1 protein-coding gene and 1 pseudogene are annotated in these 1875 nt (G+C 75.5%); one reads left to right on the plus strand and one right to left on the minus strand.

The window, feature by feature from the left end:
- A pseudogene (locus ACFVXK_RS38485) lies at positions 1-539 on the plus strand (formylglycine-generating enzyme family protein); the annotation flags it as partial.
- 58 nt (positions 540-597) lie between these two features.
- Here ACFVXK_RS38485 and ACFVXK_RS38490 read toward each other — a convergent pair.
- Positions 598-1875: NPCBM/NEW2 domain-containing protein (locus ACFVXK_RS38490; RefSeq protein ID WP_389622019.1), on the minus strand; the 1278-nt coding region annotated here is incomplete at its 5' end.

Raw genomic sequence — 1875 nt, forward strand, 5'->3', positions numbered from 1 at the left:
GCCTGGAACCGCCCGGAGGGGGCGGGGAGCTCCGTGGCGGACTGCGGCAGGACCATCCCGTCGTCCACGTCTCCTGGAACGACGCCCAGGCCTACTGCGCCTGGTCCGGGACCCGGCTGCCCACCGAAGCCGAGTGGGAGTACGCCGCCCGGGGCGGTCTGGAGCAGCGGCGCTATCCGTGGGGTGACGAACTCACCCCCGGCGGACGGCACATGTGCAACATCTGGCAGGGGGAGTTCCCCGTTCTCAACACGGCCGCCGACGGCCACGTCTCCACCGCCCCCGTGAAGTCCTTCCGGCCCAACGGCTTCGGCCTCTACAACACGGTCGGCAACGTCTGGGAGTGGTGCGCGGACCCGTTCACCCCGGGTGAGGAGTCCTCCCGCGCGATGCGCGGGGGCTCCTACCTCTGCCACGACTCCTACTGCAACCGCTACCGGGTGGCGGCCCGCAGCTCGAACACCCCGGACAGCTCGACGGGGAACATCGGATTCCGGGTGGCGGCCGATCCGGTCGGGGCTTCCGCCGTCCTCACGTGAGGAGTTGCGCCCGGGACGCGTTCGGCTCGCTGTGGTAGGCGCCCCGGGCGGGCTCGGCTCAGGCCACGGTGACGCGGGCCAGGGCCCAGGAGGTGTGGTCGAAGGACGAGCGGTCGTTGGCGTCCTCGACCACCAGGCGCAGCACGCGTACGCCCCGCACGTCCAGGTCGACGGCGACGGGGCCGCCGGCCGCCGTGAGGGTGGGGGTGGTCAGCAGCGGACGGCCGTCTCCGTAGACCTTGGCGCGGGTGGCGCCGAGCGCGCTCTGCCTGGCGGAGAAGTCGTCGATGCCGACGAGCGCGGTGAACCGTACGGCGGTCCCGCCGAGGTGGTAGGCGATCTCGCTGGGTGCGTGGACGCCGAGGCCCTTGGGGTAGGTGGTGCCCCCGAAGGAGATCGGCGGGCCGTCCCCGGCGGCGTTCTTCCCGTTGGAGGCGTCGCGTTCCACCGGTCCCCAGCCGTTCGTCGCGCTGATCCAGGCGAGGTCGGAGAGGTAGGAGTCACGGGTGGGGGGCGGCGGCGGGGTGGGGACGGACCCCTTGGCCGGGTAGCGGACGAGGCCGCCGGGGGCGAGGGCGGTGCCTTCGGCGGTGAGCGTCCACGCGGTCGCCGGGGCGGCGCCCGCGGGCGGGGTGACCTGCCAGGACGCGGTGAGCCGGGCGCCAGCCGGGAGCTGCTGGGCGGTGGCCGGTGAGGTGGCGGTCACCGTCCATCCGGCGGGGGCCGTGAGGCCGAGCCCGGCGTCGGTCCAGGGGCGCGAGGAGCCGTTGTCGAGGGTGGCGGTGACGGTGAAGGCCTGGCCCGGGACGGCCAGGGCGGGCAGCGTGAGGCGGGTGCCGAACGGGGTGCGGGGGTAGGGGCTCTGCCAGGAGGAGCGCATCAGCGCCACGAGTTCGGCGGCCCTGGCCGGGTACGTCGCGGCGAGGTCGCGGGTCTCGCCGGGGTCGGCCGCCAGGTCGTACAGCTCGACCTGCCACTTCGCGTCGGGGAGGGCGTGGTCGCGTTCGGGGGCGAAGCGGACGGCCTTCCAGTTCTCCCGGCGGACCGCCTCGGCGAGCCAGGTGGCGCGCTGGGCGTCCTGGGCGTTGGCCCGGCTGGTGACGCCCAGTTCGTCGCGGAACCAGTACAGGTGGCCGTGGCGGGCGGCGTCGGGGCCGCCGGCGAGCAGGGGCGCGGCGGAGAGCCCGTCCACGTCGGCGGGGGCGGGGGCGCCGGCGAGCTCGGCGAGGGTGGGCAGGCCGTCGGTCAGGGGGGTGGGGCGGTCGGTGGTGCCCGGCCGGACCCGGCCGGGGCCCCAGGCGACGAGGGGGATGCGCACGCCGCCCTCGTAGAGGCC

This window comes from Streptomyces sp. NPDC058157 (genome assembly GCF_042884105.1).
Taxonomy (GTDB): Bacteria; Actinomycetota; Actinomycetes; order Streptomycetales; family Streptomycetaceae; genus Streptomyces.